Origin of the sequence: Sphingomonas psychrotolerans (assembly GCF_002796605.1) — a bacterium.
GTDB classification, from domain to species: Bacteria; Pseudomonadota; Alphaproteobacteria; order Sphingomonadales; family Sphingomonadaceae; genus Sphingomonas; species Sphingomonas psychrotolerans.
The window spans coordinates 2,163,056-2,177,926 of the sequence record NZ_CP024923.1 but is presented as its reverse complement, the minus strand read 5'-3'; the positions used below and the strand labels follow the sequence as shown (position 1 = coordinate 2,177,926).

The window sequence follows — 14,871 nt, the reverse complement described above, 5'->3', positions numbered from 1 at the left end:
TTGCAGGAAGCGCATCCCATGAATGCTCCCTTCGGCCTGAAGGCCGACACGCTTGCCCTGCCGCAGCCATATCTGCTGTTCCTCGGCGACACGGTCGAACGCGGCTTCGCCAAGACCGCTTTGGGACTGCGCGACTGGGCGCCCGAGAAATGCGTCGGCGAGCTCACCCTTGCTGGCGCGGCGGTGACCACCGGGCTGCCGCAGCTCACGCCAGTCGAGGCTTATGCGCAGGGCGCCCGGGCGCTGGTGATCGGCGTGGCGAATGCCGGGGGGGTGATCCCGCAGAGCTGGCGTGCCTCGCTGGTCGAGGCGCTCGAGGCGGGACTCGACGTGGTCGCGGGGATGCACACGCGGCTTTCCGACATTCCTGAGCTGCGTGAAACCGCTGCGTTGCTCGGGCGGCGGCTGATCGACATCCGGGTGCCGCCGGCGCAGATTCCGGTGGCGACGGGGCGCAAGCGGACGGGGAAAAGGTTGCTGACGGTGGGAACCGATTGCGCGCTCGGCAAGAAGTACACCGCGCTGGCGCTGGCGCGCGCCTTCGCGCAGCGCGGTGTGGCGAGCGATTTCCGCGCCACGGGGCAGACCGGGATCATGATCGCCGGCGGGGGCATGCCGATGGACGCAGTGGTCTCTGATTTCGAGGCGGGCGCGGCGGAGATGCTCTCGCCTGACGCCGCGCCGGAGCATTGGGATGTGATCGAAGGGCAGGGCTCGCTCGCGCATCCGGCTTATGCGGCGGTCTCGCTGGGGCTGCTCCATGGCAGCCAGCCGGACGTGTTCGTGGTGTGTCACGAGCCGGGGCGGACCGAAATGCTCGGCACCGCGGGCTATCAGGTCGCGACGATCGAGGAGATCGTGGATCTCACCTTGGCGCTCGGGCGGAGGACCAACCCGAACATCCGCTGCGGCGGGCTCAGCTTCAACACGTCGGCGCTGGATGAGGCCGAGGCTGCCGAGGTGATGTGGCGCGAGAGCAAACGGCTCGGGCTTCCGGTCGCCGATCCGGTGCGCGGCGGGCCGGCGTTCGACGCGCTCGTCGATAGCTGCCTGGCATGAGCGCAGCCGCCGCAGGATCGAGCTGGTTCCAGCGCTTCCTGTTGCCCGGCTTCGCGATGAAGGCCGTGATCATCGGCGGCGGCTATGCCACCGGGCGTGAGCTGGCGGAGTATTTCCTGCCGGCGGGGCCGTGGGGCGGACTCGCCGGCATGCTGCTGGCGATGCTGCTGTGGAGCGTGATTGCGGCGACCACCTTTGCCTATGCCCGGCTGGCGGGGGCGCTCGACTATCGTGCCTTTTTCGCCGATTTGCTCGGCCCGGCGTGGATCGCGTTCGAAGTGGCGTACATCCTGTTCGTGGTGCTGATTCTTGCGGTGTTCGGGGCAAGCGCGGGCGCGATCAGCGCGGCGATGTTCGGCTGGTCGAGCTTCGTCGGGGCATTGCTGCTCGCGGGGGGGATCCTCGCCACCGTTTCGTTGGGCAATGCGGCAGTCGAAGGCGTGTTCAAATATGTCTCGTTCCTGCTCTACGGCGTCTATGCGCTGTTCCTGATCCTCAGCCTGCTCAGCTTCGGCGACCGCATCGCCATGGGCTTCGCAACGCCGGCGCCGCGGACCGGCTGGGCGTCGGGCGGGCTGACCTATGCCAGCTACAACATCATCGGCGCGGTGGTGATCCTGCCGGTGCTGCGGCATTTGACCAGCACGCGCGACGCCGTGGTCGCGGGCCTCATCGCCGGGCCGTTGGCGATGGCACCGGCGATCCTGTTCTTCGTCTGCATGATCGCTTTCTATCCCGCGATCGGCGCCGAGACTCTGCCTTCAGATTTCCTCCTCCGGCAATTGAACGCGCCGGCGTTCCATTTGCTGTTCCAGGCGATGATCTTCGCCGCCTTGCTCGAGAGCGGCACCGGCGCGGTGCATGCGATCAACGAGCGCATTGCAGGGGTCCTCCGCCGTCGCCGCGAAGCCGAGCTCAGCGCGCGTGCCCGCGCCGCGATCGCGGGGGTGCTGCTGCTGGTGTGCATGTTCGTCGCCGAGCGCGTCGGGCTGATCGCGCTGATCGCCAGCGGCTATCGGCTGCTGGCGTACCTGTTCCTCGCCGTGTTCGTGCTGCCGCTGATGACGCTCGGGTTGGCGCGGCTGCTCCGGCGCCGTTCCGCCGCATCCAAGGAGATCGTCGCATGAAGCTGCATCATCTGTTCGCTCTGCCGCTGCTCGCGCTCGGGGCTCCTGCGCTTGCCGATCCGCCGGCGGGGCTCGACGCGAAGGTCGAGGCGCTGCGCAAGGCGAGCGGCGCGCCTGGTATCGCGGTCGCGATCGTCGAGCATGGCAAGACCACGCTCGCCAGGGGCTGGGGCGTCCGCAAACTCGGCGAGGCCGCCAAGGTCGACGCCGACACGATCTTCCAGACCGGATCGACGGGCAAGGCGTTCACTGCCACTGCGATCGCGATCCTCGTCGATCAGGGCAAAATCGGCTGGGACGACAAGGTGATCGATCACATGCCGTGGTTCCGCATGTACGATCCGTGGGTGACGCGCGAGATGACGGTCCGCGACTTGCTCGTCCATCACAGCGGGCTCGGGCTGGGGGCGGGGGACCTGCTGTTCGTGCCCCGCGGCAGCCTGTCGCGCAAGGAGACGGTCAAGCGGCTCGCCTGGATCAAGCCCGCCACCAGCTTTCGCTCAGGCTATGCCTATGACAACATCCTCTACACCGTCGCCGGCCAGCTGATCGAGGAAGTCAGCGGCAAGACGTGGGAAGAGTTCATGGCGCGCGAAGTGCTCAAGCGTGGCGGAATGAGCGACGCGACAGCCACGTATGAAGCGCGCTGGGCGACGCCCGATCGCGCCTTCGCGCATGCCCGGGTTGGCGGCGTGGTGCGCGGCGACGGGCCCAATTCGGTGCTCGACGAGCGCGAGGAACTCGGCCGCGCCGCGATGCCGGCGGGCGGACTGGCGCTCAGCGCGCGCGATCTCGCGCAGTGGCTCAAGATCCAGCTCGGCCACGGCGCGCTGCCCGGGGGCGGACGGCTGTTCAGTGAGGCGCAGGCGGCCGAAATGTGGAAGGGCGTGACCGTCCAGCCGATAACGCAATATCCGGGCAGCCTCGCCCCGCTCACGCCCAAGTTCAGCACCTATGCGCTGGGTTGGGAAGTCGAGGATTATCGCGGCGCGCGGATCATCTCGCACGGCGGCGGCGTGTTCGGATCGATCACCCACATCATCCTGCTGCCCGATCAGGAGGTCGGCATCGCGGTGGTGGTCAATTCGGAGGAAGTCGCATTGCTCCGCGGCGTCGCGCACATGCTGGTCGATCACTATCTCGGCGTGCCCGATCAGGATTGGCCCGCCCGCTTCGGCGCGTTCATGACCCAGCGGATCGAAGGCGGAAAGGCGGCGCTGGCCGGCGTCAAGGCCGCGCCGGCCAAGATCGGGCCGTCGCTGTCGCTCGCGCGCTATGCCGGGACCTATCGCGATGCCTGGTATGGCGACGTCGCCGTGACCAGCGGCGCCGACGGCTTGCGGATCGACTTCAAGACCACGCCCCGCATGGCCGGCAAGCTGGTCCACTGGCAATACGACACCTTCGTCACCCGCTTCGACGACAAGGCGATCGAGCCGGCCTATGTCAGCTTCGCGCTCGACGCCGAGGGCAGGGTGGAGCGCGTCTCGATGAAGCCGGAGAGCCCGATCGCCGATTTCAGCTACGATTATAAGGATCTCGACCTGCGGCCGGTGGCGGAGGGGGCGAAGTGAGGCGGGCCGATTTTCTCCCCTCCCTGAAAAGGAGGGGAATGGCGGGGCTGGCCCTGCTGCTCGCCGGCTGCGCCACCACATCGGCGCCGGCGCAAAAATCGCATCGCGATTTCCTAACGCTCGACACCCATCTCGACACGCCGATCCACTTCGCCCGCCCGGGCTGGAGCTTTGCCGGGCATCACGACCCTGCCGCCGACCTCGTCCAGGTCGATCTCGAGCGGATGGATTCCGGCGCGCTCGATGGCGGGTTCTTCGCGATCTATACCGAGCAGGGGCCGCTGACGGCCAAAGGCTATGCCGACGCGCTCGCCTTCGCGCGCAAGCGATCCGACCTGATCGACACCACGCTCGCGGCCTTCCCCAACCGCATCGACTTCGCGATGACCGCCGAAGACGCGCGCCGGATCGATCGTATGGGACTGCGCATCGCGTTCAAGAGCATGGAGAACAGCTATCCGCTCGGCGAGGATCTTTCGCTGCTCGAGGACTTCCACGATCGCGGCGTGCGGCTGGCCGGGCCGGTGCACGGCGCCAACAACCAGTTCGCCGATTCCTCCGGAGACACGCCGAAATGGAATGGTCTCTCACCCCTCGGGCGCAAATGGGTAGAGGAGATGAATCGGCTGGGGATGGTGATCGACGCCAGCCACGCGTCCGACGCCGCGTTCGATCAGATGCTGGAATTGTCGAAGACGCCGTTGCTGCTCTCGCATTCGAGCGGGCGCGAGGCGTTCGACCATCCCCGAAATCTCGACGACGGTCGCATCCGCAGGCTCGCTGCGAAGGGCGGGGCGATCTGCGTCAGCACGATCTTCCTGTCCAACATGAACATGACGCCCGAGCGTGCGGCTTTGTTCACGCAATATGAGCATATCGCCGACCTAAGCCCCGAGCAGCAGGCGGATCTGGCCCGCAAATGGCGTGCGCTCGACGCGACCCAGCCGATGTGGGCCGCCGATTTCGAGCGCTACATGGCGATGGTGCTCCACGTGATCCAGGTCGCGGGCGTCGATCATGTCTGCTTCGGCGCCGACTGGGACGGCGGCGGCGGGCTGCCCGGGATCGCGGACATCTCGGCGCTGCCCAAGGTCACCGAAAGGCTCAGGCAGGCGGGTTATTCCGACGCCGACCTCGCCAAGATGTGGAGTGGCAATATCCTGCGCATCGTCGAGGCGGCCGAGCGCGCCGCCCGCTGACGCTCAGGCGACGTCGTAGAGCAATGCCAGTTCGTCGAGCGGGAGGGTGAAGCAGATCGCCGCGCCGCCCAGCGGGCTGATGCTGCTCCAGATGCGGCCACCATAGGAATCGACGATCGTGCGGCAGATCGACAGCCCGATGCCGAGGCCGTTGCGATCGGCGGCGCCGAAGGGTGCGAAAATGTCGCCGCCGTTGCCGGGGAGCCCTTTGCCGTTGTCGCCCACGCTGACCATCACCATTCCCGCCGCTTCGCGGTGGCTCGTGACGATCACCTGCGGCTTGTCGACGTCGGCGACTGCCTGCGCGGCGTTGCGGATCAGATTGAGCAGGACCTGCTGGATCTGCACCTTGTCGGCGGCGACATGGCCGGTGTCGGGTTCGAGCTGCGCGCTGATCGCCGCGCGTGCGACGGCCGGATCGGCGACCTTGCTGAGTGCGATCGCCTCCTCGACGATGTCGTCGAGCGACGCCATCTCGCCGATGCGGCGATCCGAGATCATCTCGCGTGCGCGCGAGATGATCTTGCCGCTCAGCCCGATCTGCCGGCCCGCTTGCCCCAGCAGGACTGCCAGCCGCTCCTGATCGACCAGCGAATGTCTGCCCTGCTCGGCCAGATAGATCGCGGCGCTGAGATAATTGCCGGCCGCGGTGAGCGGCTGCGAAAGCTCGTGCGCGATCGTTGCGGCCATTACGTTCACGGCCTCCACGCGGGTGATATGCGCCACTTCGGCGCGAAGCTGCTCGTGCCGCCGCTCGGTGGTGACATCCTGCTCGGTGCCGAGCACGGTCCGCACCCGGCCGTCGGGATCGACCACCGGCGACATCCGGATCCGCAGTGGTGCGACCCGGCCATCACCCATGGTGCTGACGACTTCGCATTGCGCCGGCTGCTTCGACAGGATCGCGGTACGTAACGTCCGCTGGATCTCCTTGCGGCCCGCCAGGTCATGGAAGGCGAGCGCCTCGTCCGAGGTCATGATGTCCTGTGCTGGATCGCGGCCGTGCATCCGGCAAGTTTCCTCCGAGCAGGTGAGCAATTTACTCTCCAGATCGAGTTCCCAATCGCCGATCTTGCCGATAGCCTGCGCCTCGCACAGCCGCTTGTTGATCGCGGCAAGACGCTGGATGATCGCTTCCCGACGGCGCAGGCCCAGCCAGAAAGCGAGGGTGCCGCCCAGCAGCGCGAGCGAGAGGGCGGCCACGGTAAGGTAGAATATGCGCGTTCTCGCATAAGAGAGTGCCAGCGCGTCGTCGATGCCGAGTCCCACGCTGACGAACAATCCGTAACGCGGCAGTCGTCGCTGGCTGAAGATGCGCCTGATGCCGTCCACCGAGCTGGGGCCGATATAGGTGCCCCAAGGCTGCGCCGCCTGTCGCTGCATGGCGAGTTTGCCGGCGAGATTCTGGCCATAGCTGACGACTGCGCCCTGGCGCCGGGCGAGAGTCAGCCCGTCGAGGCGGATGACCGAGATCAGGTCGTGTGGCCGGAAATCGGCGCCTTCGTAGAAGCGGGTCAGGCGGTCTATCGGAATATGCAGCGCGACGACCCCGCCGAACTTGCCGTCCTCCGCCAGTATCGCGCGGGCGAAAGTGATCGAGACCTTGCCGGTATTGCTCTCGCGAGCGGGATCCGTGAGGATCGGCTGGCGCGTCGCGTCAGTGCGAAGCTGCTCGAACGCGGGTTCGCCCACCAGGCTTCGGGCGGTGTTTCCAGGCCGGCTCGACCATCGCACGCGCCCAGCGGCATCGGCGACATCGACCTTCGCGAACAGCGGATCGACGGCGGCGGAATCGATCAGCGACGCGGGGGCTGCGCCAGGCCCGCCGGCACCGCCGTCATGATACCGCGCGAGCTGCGTGGCGGCGGTATCGGCGCGCTCGAGGATCCCCGAGATGAAATGGTCATAGGCAATCACGCGATTACGATTCTCGCGCACCGCGCTGGATATCACGCCGGCACGCTGGACGTTTGCGATCTGGATTGCCACCAGCCAGATCGCCCCGCAGATCAGCACAGCGGCGAGGGGAAGCACGAGCGTCAACCATCGTGGAGCAGTCTGCGCCGGTCCGCGCAGTGGATAGCCAAATTCAGGCAGGGGAATGGTTGTAAGCTTCACACTTTGATCTGCCCGGCAGCTACGACAGCGAGGTAGCTAGAATAGCATCTTCAAGCTTTGTTAACTAAGTACTTGTGCGGGGAAAAGCTGTATGCCGGCTGCTCGCTGGTGATGCGGATCGCGGTCTGCGTCTATTTGGCGCGATACATCGCCATACATGCCGCGGGACGCGCAGGTGCCGAGCAGCGAAGGCGTGGGCGCGGCGAGGCCCGGCGCCGCGTCATCGCGGCGCCGTTGTATATCAATGCTCTGCGCGGGGAAGTTCGCGCGTCAGACGTTGAAGCGGAACAGCATCACGTCGCCGTCGTGGACGACATATTCCTTGCCTTCGGAACGCAGCTTGCCTGCGTCGCGCGCGCCGCTCTCGCCCTTGAACTGGACATAGTCCTCATAGGCGATCGTCTCGGCGCGGATGAAGCCGCGCTCGAAATCGGTGTGGATCTCGCCCGCGGCCTGCGGCGCCTTGGCGCCGACCTCGACGGTCCACGCGCGCGCTTCCTTCGGGCCGACGGTGAAGAAGGTGAGCAAGTGGAGCAATTTGTAGCCCGCGGTGATGACGCGTGCGAGGCCGGTCTCCTCAAGTCCCAGCTCGGCGAGGAACTCACTGCGATCTTCAGCGGGCATCGTCGCGATCTCGGCCTCGATCGCCGCCGACACCACGACGGCTTCTGCGCCCTCGGCCTTCGCCTTTTCGAACACCTTGGCGGAGAGTTCGTTGCCGTTGGCGGCGTCTTCCTCATTGACGTTGCAGACATAGAGGACGGGCTTGCCGGTGAGCAGCTGCGCCTGCGCGAAGACACGAGCTTCCTCGATATCTCTCGGCTGGGTGAGGCGCGCGGGCTTGCCCTCGCGGAGCAAGTCGAGCGCCTGGCCGAGCACCGAGGCGGCGACCTTGGCTTCCTTGTCGCCCTGCGTGGCTTTCTTGGCAAAGGCGGGGACGCGCTTCTCGAGGCTTTCGAGATCGGCGAGCATCAGTTCCGTTTCTACGGTCTCGGCATCGGCGATCGGATCGACCTTGTTGTCGACATGCTGGATGTCGTCATTCTCGAAGCAGCGCAGCACATGGACGATCGCGTCGACTTCGCGAATGTTGCCGAGGAACTGGTTGCCGAGGCCCTCGCCCTTGCTCGCGCCGCGGACGAGGCCGGCAATGTCGACGAAGCCGAGCTGGGTCTCGATGATCTTGGCCGAACCGGCGATCTCGGCGAGCTTGTCCAGTCGCGGATCGGGTACCGCGACGTTGCCGACATTGGGCTCGATCGTGCAGAACGGATAGTTCGCCGCCTGCGCCGCGGCCGTCTCGGTCAGCGCATTGAAGAGCGTGGACTTGCCGACGTTCGGAAGCCCGACAATGCCGCAGCGGAAACCCATGAAGCGCGATCCTGTGTTGAAAGAGCCGGGCGATGCCGGCAAGTTGCGCGCTCGATAGGCGCAAAGCGCCGCGGTTTCCAGTCCGGAGCAAGCCCGCCTCGCCGCGCGTTGAGCTGGAATGCTAGTCAAGCTTCTCGATTCCGCCGCCGCGCGACTGATGGGCATCGAAGGTGCCGATTTCCGCGAGCCCGCGGGCGAGCCGGCGATGCTTCCACCGGATTCGGTATCGTGGCGCGTGTTCCGCAATCCGGTGACGATGTATATCGGCGGGATCGCCGCGGTTTTGCTCGAACTGGGCGAGCCGCGCGTGCGCCACGGCGTGTGGGACCATAGCAGCTTCAAACGCGATCCGGCCGGCCGGCTGCGGCGTACGGGGCTCGCGGCGATGATCACCGTTTACGGCGCGCGCAGCCAGTTCGAGGCGCTGGCCGCGCGGGTTCGGCGCATGCATGCGCGCGTGCAAGGCGAGACCGACGATGGCCGCTTTTATGCCGCCAATGACCCCGAGTTGCTGCTTTGGGTGCAGGCGACCGCCAGCTGGGCGTTTCTCGAAGCGTATAGTCGCTATGCCGCGCCGCTCGGGCAGGTGGAGCGAGACCGTTATTATGCCGAGGCCAGGCCGGGCGCGGCACTCTATGGCGTCGAGGCGCCGCCAGCGAACGAGGCCGGGATGCAGGCGCTGATGGCGCGGATACGGCCACAGCTCGAACCGTCGCCGGTGCTCGACGAACTCATCGCGATCCTGGGGACTGCGGACATCCTGCCGCTGCCGCTGCGGCCGCTGCAAAGGCTGGGCGTTCGCGCCGCCGTGGACCTGCTGCCGTCGGTGATGCGCGGCCAGCTCGGACTGACCGGTCACCGGCTCCGCCGGCACGAACGCGCGTTGCTCGGGCTGCTCGCGAAGGGCGCTGGACGCTTCGAACTGCCGTCGAGCCCCGCGCGACAGGCTGCGGCACGCCTCGCCAACGTCCGGCGATGCGGACCGGCCGGGTTGGCTACGTCTTAGTATTGTATGGTTGCTTGACGCACCCCCGTTCATCTGCGGTACAGGGGCGCCGGGCCTTGTCAGGCATAGAGTATTCAAGGAGCAGGGAATGATTCGCCGTCACATGATCATGAGCGCCGCCGCGGCGACCTTCGCGCTTGCGAGCTGCAGCGGGAGCGATGATCCCACTCCCACCCCGTCTCCCACGGCCACCCCGACACCAACGCCGACTGCGTCGCCTACCTATACGGCGTTCCCGCTGGCGGCCGCGGCCTCGTTCAACACGATCAATGCCTCGACCAGCTATACCGGTGATCCGGCCGGGGCAGTGACGCTGGGCGTCGCGACCACCGAGGTGGGCCTGTCGAGCCGTCTGAGCCTCGCCACCAGCAACGCGATCGCCACGGCGACCTATGTGATCAACGAGAATGGCGAGGAATCGCGTTTCGTCAACGCCAACGTCACCACCGCTCCCGCGCCGGGTGTGACCGAGTTCGTGTTCCGCACCACCGACACGGCGACTGCGGGCAAGTTTTCGCAGCTCGAGTTTCTCAACAACACCATCCCGTCGCAAGTGACGAGCAACACCGCGCTGCAGCTGACCAATCTCAGCTACGCCAATTGGTGGCGCGGCGATTCGACGACGGGCGCCAAGCGGATCACCACCTCGGTATTCGGCTACCAGACCGTGCTGACCGATATGCCGAAGACCGGCACGCAGGCCTATACGTCGACCGTCGTCGGCCGGCTGGTTGGCGTCAACGGCGGTGTCACCACCGTCGCGCGGATCGGCGGCACCGTCACGGTTTCGGTCAACTTCTCGACCGGCCTCGTCGATATCGCGCTCACGCTCGACCAGACTCCGCAAGGCGGCGCGACGACTGCGTACGGCACCTTCACTGCCCAGGGCGGGATTTCGACCGGGCAGAACCAGTTCCAGGGCAGCTTCACCGGCAGCCCGACGCTGTCGGGCACGCTCACCGGCGGCTTCTTCGGCTCGCAGGGCAAGGAGATCGGCATTGCCTTCGCAGCTAACGGTACCGTCGGCGGGGGCAATCAGCGCCTCGTCGGGGTGATCGTCGGCAAGAAGTAAGCTTCGATCAGAACAGCGAAGGGGCTCCGGGAAACCGGGCCCCCTTTTTCTTGCGCTCAGTCCTGCAGCCGCAGCGCCACGTCGCTCATGAAGCGCGCATCGTTGCCGCTCGCGAGCCATGACGCCTCCGCGGCGATCGCACCGAGCAGGTCGGTGAGCGGCTCGATCTCGGCCTTGGCGTAGTTGCCCAGCACATAGCCGGTCACCCGGTCCTTGTGCCCGGGATGGCCGATCCCGATCCGCACCCGGCGAAAATCGGGGCCGATATGCGAGTCGGTCGAGCGCAGCCCGTTATGCCCCGCGGTGCCGCCGCCGATCTTCACCTTGACCTTGAACGGCAGCAGATCGAGCTCGTCGTGGAAGACGGTGACGTCGGCGGGCGCCAGCTTGTAGAAGTCCATCGCCGCGCGGACGGCGCGGCCGCTCTCGTTCATGAAGGTGCCGGGCTTGAGCAGGGTCACCTTGTCGGGGCCGATCCGTCCTTCCTGCGTCCAGCCCTGGAACTGCTTCTTCGGTGCCGGGAAGTCGTGCACTTCGGCGATGGCGTCCGCCGCCATGAAGCCGACATTGTGCCGGTGCATCGCATATTGCGGTCCCGGATTGCCGAGACCCACCCAGAGCTGCATGCCTAAACCCCAAAACAAAATCGCCCCCGCACCTAGGATGCGGAGGCGATTTTTTCACCCAGGAAAGTTCGTGCGAGCGATTACTCGCCCTCGGCCTCGCCGGCTTCGCCCTGGCTGTCGCCTTCGCTCGACTTGAGCGCGGACGGCGCCACGATCGTCGCGATGGTGAAGTCGCGATCGGTGATCGCCGAAGTCGCACCCTTGGGCAGCGTGACTGCCGAGATGTGGATCGAATCGCCGACTTCGACGCCCTTGAGCGAAATCTCGATCTGGTCGGGGATCTCGGATGCGTCGACGACGAGCTCGAGCTCGTGACGGACGACATTGAGCACGCCGCCGCGCTTGATCCCGGCCGATTCTTCCTCATCGATGAACACGATCGGCACGTTGACGTGCACGCTGGCATGCTCGGAGATGCGCAGGAAGTCGACATGGACCGGACGATCGGTCACGACGTTGAAGGTGACATCCTTGGGCAAGGTGCGCTCGCCATTGACCATGACGACCGAGTTCATGAAGTGCCCGGTGTTGAGCAGCTTCATCAGCTCGCGTTCGCTGACATGGATGCCAACGGGGTCTGCCTTGCTGCCGTAGATAACGGCGGGGACGCGGCCTTCACGACGAAGCGCCCGGGAGGCTCCCTTGCCAACCCGGTCGCGCGTCTCGGCCGACAGCGTAAGCGATTCGCTCATGTGTCGTTCCAATGCGCTAAAGTGTTTCAGTTCATGCCGGGCAGGCCTCCAGGGATGACCCTGCCCGGGCAAGCGCGCGCCTCTAGCGGAAATGCGGGTAAAGTGCAACCGATCCAATCCTCCCCCCTCCGGGGGAGGATCAGATCTGGAATAGTCCCTCCGCTACACCAGTTCGGGCAACAGCGCCTCGAGCTTCTCGAAGCTCTGGCTCCAGCCTTCCTCCATGCCCGACAGCGCCGGCAGCAGCTTTTCGCTCACCTGCTTGATCACCGTCGTCATGTGCATCGTCGTGCCGCCGCCGGCCGCGTCCTCGAACACGAAAGTGGTGACATGCTCGATGCCCCAGCTGCCGTCCGCTTCCTGGAAGGCGCGCAGCATTATCGAGAGCCGGTCGGGTCGCTCGACCTCGAGAAATTCACCGAAGCACGGATTGGTGCCGTGCGGCTCGGGCCCGCGCATGTCGATCCGGATCTTGCCGCCCGGCCGCACGTCGCTCTCGCAAAAGGGTACGTCGAAATGGTGCGGCCCCCACCAGCGCGCGAGATGCTCGGCCTTGGTCAGGCAATCGAAGACGAGGTCGCGCGGCGCGGCAAAGGTTCGGACGATGACTAATTCGGAGCCCACGCCGGACTCGGTCACAATGGCGTTCATTCTTGCTCTCCTTCTTCCTGCAATCGCTTCAAATAGCTGTCGAGATCGTCGAACTTCTCTTCCCAGAAGCGGCGATAGGCAGTGAGCCAGTCGCTCGCCGCCTTGAGTGCTTCCGCCTCGAGCTTCGCCGGACGCTGCTGCGCCGTGCGGCCGCGCGAGATCAGCCCGGCGCGTTCGAGCACCTTGAGATGCTTGGTCACCGCCGGCCCACTCATCGCGAACGGGCGGGCGAGTTCGCCGACAGAGGTTTCGCCCCGGGCCAGCCGGGCGAGGATCGCGCGCCGGGTCGGATCGGCCAAAGCGGCGAAGGTGGCGCTTAGCGGGTCGGGTGCGAGAATCATATAACCTCCTGGTTAAATAACCTATCAGTTAAATGAGGAGTGGAGTCAAGCTGCAAAACTCCGCTTCCTACAAGGAGGGACAGGGGGGCGACCCGGGGGAGCCCATCGAGCCGCAGCAAAGAAAAGGCCGGGCATCAGCCCGGCCTTTTCTACCACCCCGAACCCTCCCTTGCAGGGAGGGGCAGGCTCAATAGTCGACGCGCTCCGCCTTGAGCCCGCGCTTCGCCAGCTCGGCCTGCACGCCGGCATTACCGGCAAGGTGCCCCGCGCCGACCGCGACGAATACCGTGCCCGGCGCCTTCATCCGCTGCGTCAACCAATCCGCCCATTTGGCGTTCCGCCGGGCGAGCAGCGCGTCGGCCAGCTCGGGCGCGCGGGCCAGATCCTCGTTCATCAGCCGGGCGAGCCCGTCGGCATCGCCCGCGCTCCACGCCGCAACCATCCGGTCGATCGTCGCGCCGGCCTTGGGCAAGTCGTCCAGCGTATCGATCAGCAGCGCGCGTTGCGCCGCGATCGGCAGCCGATCGAAATAGCCGAGTTGCTCGCGCGCCGTCTCGAGGCCGTTCACGCGCTTGCCCGCGGCGCTCGCCGCGGCGGTAAGCACGGCCTCGGCGCCGTCCTTTTCGTCATAGCCGAGCCGGCGCAGCGGTGCCGCCGACAGCATCGTCGCGGCCAGCCACGGCTCGGCGCGATCGAGCGCTTCGGGCGACAGCCCCATCTCGGCAATCGCGGCGCGGAACCTGGCGGCCTCGGCGGGCGGCAATTGGTCGGGCAGGGCAGGGCCCGCATTCGTCATGCCGAGTTCGCCGACCAGCGCCTGCATCTCGGCCTCGGGCGGCATCATCAGTTCGAGCACCAGTTCGTTGCTCGCGTCGAACGCGGTCTTCACGCCGTCGTCGAACCAGCTGAGCCCGGGCTTGAGCATATGCACCGTCCCGAACAGATAGATCGTGGTGTCGGCGTCCTTGACCACCCACAAGGCAGGGTCGGCGTGGTTCGCCGCCTTCTTCGCCTCGCACCCGCCCAGCGCCAGCAGCGCCGCTCCAATCAGCAATTTCCGAAACATCGCGCGACAGGAGGGGATCACTGCATCCTTGTCAACGTGGGCATCGCGCGCCAAAGCACGGCGCATATGTCCGAACCTCTCAGCTTCCAGCGGATGATCCTGAAGCTCCATGATTACTGGAGCGAACGCGGCTGCGTGATCCTCCAGCCCTATGACATGCGTATGGGCGCGGGGACCTTCCACCCGGCGACGACCTTGCGCGCGCTCGGCCCCGATCCGTGGAATGCCGCCTTCGTCCAGCCCTGCCGCCGCCCGACCGATGGCCGCTATGGCGAGAACCCCAACCGGCTCCAGCATTATTACCAGTACCAGGTGATCCTGAAGCCGAGCCCGCCCGATCTGCAGGAGCTCTATCTGGGTTCGCTCGCGGCGATCGGGGTGGACTTCACGCGCCACGACATCCGCTTCGTCGAGGACGATTGGGAATCGCCGACGCTCGGCGCGTGGGGGCTGGGCTGGGAAGTCTGGTGCGACGGGATGGAAGTCACCCAGTTCACCTATTTCCAGCAGATGGGCGGGTTCGATTGCAAGCCGGTGGCGGGTGAGCTGACCTACGGGCTCGAGCGGCTGGCGATGTACATCCAGAACAAGGACAGCGTGTACGACCTCGCGTTCAACGATGGCGGCGTGACCTATGGCGACGTGTTTCTCGAGAACGAGAAGCAGATGTCGAAGTACAATTTCGAAGTTGCCGATACCGAGACCTTGTTCGAAGGGTTCCGCAAGGCTGTTGCCGAGTGCGAGAATTGCCTGACGCAGAACGTGCCGATCGCCGCCTATGAGCAGGCGATCGAAGCCAGCCACACCTTCAACCTGCTCCAGGCCCGCGGCGTCATCTCGGTCGCCGAGCGCCAGGCCTATATCGGCCGGGTCCGCGATCTCGCGAAGGGCAGCTGCGAGGCGTGGATCGCCCACATGACGCCCGTCTGGGCCGAGAAGTATCCGGAGTGGTCGCTGTGACCGAAGACT

The 14,871-nt window shown here is 66.1% G+C and carries 14 protein-coding genes; 7 read left to right on the top strand and 7 right to left on the bottom strand.

Annotation, left to right across the window (positions count from 1 at the left end; genetic code table 11):
* Positions 1-18: 18 nt before the first annotated feature.
* From CVN68_RS09850 to CVN68_RS09835, 4 genes are read left to right on the top strand one after another with little or no spacing between them, the layout of a single operon-like run.
* Positions 19-1,059, top strand: a complete 1,041-nt coding sequence (locus CVN68_RS09850; protein ID WP_100284329.1) for a DUF1611 domain-containing protein — start codon at positions 19-21, stop codon at positions 1,057-1,059.
* A complete protein-coding gene (locus tag CVN68_RS09845; RefSeq protein WP_100282049.1) occupies positions 1,056-2,186 on the top strand; it encodes a YkvI family membrane protein in 1,131 nt (376 codons plus the stop codon). Before CVN68_RS09850 ends, CVN68_RS09845 begins: the two co-directional genes overlap by 4 nt.
* A complete protein-coding gene (locus CVN68_RS09840; RefSeq protein WP_100282048.1) occupies positions 2,183-3,760 on the top strand; it encodes a serine hydrolase in 1,578 nt (525 codons plus the stop codon). Before CVN68_RS09845 ends, CVN68_RS09840 begins: the two co-directional genes overlap by 4 nt.
* Positions 3,761-3,798: 38 nt before the next feature.
* On the top strand, positions 3,799-4,959 hold the full coding sequence (locus tag CVN68_RS09835) for a dipeptidase (RefSeq protein ID WP_100282047.1): 1,161 nt from the start codon (positions 3,799-3,801) through the stop codon (positions 4,957-4,959).
* A 3-nt stretch (positions 4,960-4,962) separates the two neighbouring features.
* On the opposite strand, the gene CVN68_RS09830 is transcribed toward CVN68_RS09835, so the two are convergent.
* Positions 4,963-6,948: an ATP-binding protein gene (locus tag CVN68_RS09830; protein WP_233503666.1), complete on the bottom strand. Its 1,986-nt coding sequence runs from the start codon at positions 6,946-6,948 to the stop codon at positions 4,963-4,965.
* Positions 6,949-7,347: 399 nt separating this feature from the next.
* Entirely contained in the window at positions 7,348-8,448 is a 1,101-nt protein-coding gene (gene ychF, locus CVN68_RS09825; protein WP_100282045.1) for a redox-regulated ATPase YchF, read from the bottom strand.
* A gap of 118 nt (positions 8,449-8,566) precedes the next feature.
* Here ychF and CVN68_RS09820 point away from each other — a divergent pair, with 118 nt between their 5' ends.
* Complete coding sequence (locus CVN68_RS09820) at positions 8,567-9,454, top strand: oxygenase MpaB family protein (protein WP_199560253.1); 888 nt, start codon at positions 8,567-8,569, stop codon at positions 9,452-9,454.
* Positions 9,455-9,542: 88 nt separating this feature from the next.
* On the top strand, positions 9,543-10,526 hold the full coding sequence (locus CVN68_RS09815; RefSeq protein WP_100282044.1) for a HupA family protein: 984 nt from the start codon (positions 9,543-9,545) through the stop codon (positions 10,524-10,526).
* 56 nt (positions 10,527-10,582) lie between these two features.
* On the opposite strand, the gene pth is transcribed toward CVN68_RS09815, so the two are convergent.
* The 5 genes from pth to CVN68_RS09790 form a co-directional block, all read right to left on the bottom strand.
* On the bottom strand, positions 10,583-11,152 hold the full coding sequence (gene pth / locus CVN68_RS09810; RefSeq protein ID WP_100282043.1) for an aminoacyl-tRNA hydrolase: 570 nt from the start codon (positions 11,150-11,152) through the stop codon (positions 10,583-10,585).
* Positions 11,153-11,232: 80 nt separating this feature from the next.
* Complete coding sequence (locus CVN68_RS09805; protein WP_100282042.1) at positions 11,233-11,844, bottom strand: 50S ribosomal protein L25/general stress protein Ctc; 612 nt, start codon at positions 11,842-11,844, stop codon at positions 11,233-11,235.
* Between the two features lie 162 nt (positions 11,845-12,006).
* Positions 12,007-12,495 (bottom strand): SRPBCC domain-containing protein, encoded by a 489-nt coding sequence (locus CVN68_RS09800; RefSeq protein WP_100282041.1) that lies wholly within the window; start codon positions 12,493-12,495, stop codon positions 12,007-12,009.
* Positions 12,492-12,836, bottom strand: a complete 345-nt coding sequence (locus CVN68_RS09795) for an ArsR/SmtB family transcription factor (RefSeq protein WP_100282040.1) — start codon at positions 12,834-12,836, stop codon at positions 12,492-12,494. Before CVN68_RS09795 ends, CVN68_RS09800 begins: the two co-directional genes overlap by 4 nt.
* Before the next feature lie 187 nt (positions 12,837-13,023).
* Positions 13,024-13,902 (bottom strand): TraB/GumN family protein, encoded by an 879-nt coding sequence (locus CVN68_RS09790; protein WP_100284327.1) that lies wholly within the window; start codon positions 13,900-13,902, stop codon positions 13,024-13,026.
* A 93-nt stretch (positions 13,903-13,995) separates the two neighbouring features.
* Between CVN68_RS09790 and CVN68_RS09785 the strand changes: the two genes are divergently transcribed.
* Positions 13,996-14,862 (top strand): glycine--tRNA ligase subunit alpha, encoded by an 867-nt coding sequence (locus CVN68_RS09785; RefSeq protein ID WP_100284326.1) that lies wholly within the window; start codon positions 13,996-13,998, stop codon positions 14,860-14,862.
* Positions 14,863-14,871: the final 9 nt, after the last annotated feature.

What these genes read in the sequence shown, in the direction of transcription:
- CVN68_RS09785 (WP_100284326.1), top strand. Translation starts at nt 13,996, where the DNA reads ATGATCCTGAAGCTCCATGATTACTGGAGCGAACGCGGCTGCGTGATC.
- CVN68_RS09840 (WP_100282048.1), top strand. Translation starts at nt 2,183, where the DNA reads ATGAAGCTGCATCATCTGTTCGCTCTGCCGCTGCTCGCGCTCGGGGCT.
- CVN68_RS09815 (WP_100282044.1), top strand. Translation starts at nt 9,543, where the DNA reads ATGATTCGCCGTCACATGATCATGAGCGCCGCCGCGGCGACCTTCGCG.
- CVN68_RS09850 (WP_100284329.1), top strand. Translation starts at nt 19, where the DNA reads ATGAATGCTCCCTTCGGCCTGAAGGCCGACACGCTTGCCCTGCCGCAG.
- CVN68_RS09845 (WP_100282049.1), top strand. Translation starts at nt 1,056, where the DNA reads ATGAGCGCAGCCGCCGCAGGATCGAGCTGGTTCCAGCGCTTCCTGTTG.
- pth (WP_100282043.1), bottom strand. Translation starts at nt 11,152, where the DNA reads ATGCAGCTCTGGGTGGGTCTCGGCAATCCGGGACCGCAATATGCGATG.
- CVN68_RS09835 (WP_100282047.1), top strand. Translation starts at nt 3,799, where the DNA reads ATGGCGGGGCTGGCCCTGCTGCTCGCCGGCTGCGCCACCACATCGGCG.
- CVN68_RS09805 (WP_100282042.1), bottom strand. Translation starts at nt 11,844, where the DNA reads ATGAGCGAATCGCTTACGCTGTCGGCCGAGACGCGCGACCGGGTTGGC.
- CVN68_RS09790 (WP_100284327.1), bottom strand. Translation starts at nt 13,902, where the DNA reads ATGTTTCGGAAATTGCTGATTGGAGCGGCGCTGCTGGCGCTGGGCGGG.
- ychF (WP_100282045.1), bottom strand. Translation starts at nt 8,448, where the DNA reads ATGGGTTTCCGCTGCGGCATTGTCGGGCTTCCGAACGTCGGCAAGTCC.
- CVN68_RS09795 (WP_100282040.1), bottom strand. Translation starts at nt 12,836, where the DNA reads ATGATTCTCGCACCCGACCCGCTAAGCGCCACCTTCGCCGCTTTGGCC.
- CVN68_RS09820 (WP_199560253.1), top strand. Translation starts at nt 8,567, where the DNA reads ATGCTAGTCAAGCTTCTCGATTCCGCCGCCGCGCGACTGATGGGCATC.
- CVN68_RS09800 (WP_100282041.1), bottom strand. Translation starts at nt 12,495, where the DNA reads ATGAACGCCATTGTGACCGAGTCCGGCGTGGGCTCCGAATTAGTCATC.